Consider the following 551-nt stretch of genomic DNA (forward strand, 5'->3'; position numbering starts at 1 on the left):
CCGAATATGCTGCTCCAGGGCAATGGCTCGGCAGACACCTCCGCTTTACGTTCATGTCGTCGGTTCTCGACGCCTTTGAGACTGATCTGGTCAACCATCGCGCCGGCCAGCGCGCCGGTTGCGCATATGGCGAAGGCCGCCGCCGGGCCACAAGACTTCGCCACCCACATCGAGAGAATGACCGAAAGCAGGTAGCCGAACGAACCGGCCGCCAGCATCTGTCCCATCGCGCGCCCCCTTCTGGACGGCGCGCTCAGGTCTGCGACGAGGAGCAACGCAGGGGCGTACGCGCCACCTTGTGTGAGTCCCACGAACACGATCAGGATTCCCGCGGCGTGCGGGGACCTTGCAAAGATAGCGAACACGACCAGAGCAGCAGCGCCTGCCCAGGTACAAACCAGATACATGCGTCTCGCGCCCAGGCTGTCGGAGAGCCAGGAAGCCGCCAGAAGCGCAAATGCGTTCGAGAGATTGAACGCTGTCTGGATGGCGCCGGCAGTCGTTGCGTCCATGTGCCAGACTGAACGCAGCACGGGCAAAGCGCCCGCAAA

1 protein-coding gene is annotated in these 551 nt (G+C 63.3%); it reads right to left on the minus strand.

Going from position 1 to position 551, the window contains the following annotated elements; translation table 11 throughout:
* A partial coding sequence (locus EVC45_RS45095; RefSeq protein WP_306770888.1) for an MFS transporter occupies positions 1-512 on the minus strand: 512 nt, incomplete at its 3' end.
* Positions 513-551 lie beyond the last annotated feature (39 nt).

The organism is Paraburkholderia sp. UYCP14C (assembly GCF_004197395.1).
Lineage (GTDB): Bacteria > Pseudomonadota > Gammaproteobacteria > Burkholderiales > Burkholderiaceae > Paraburkholderia.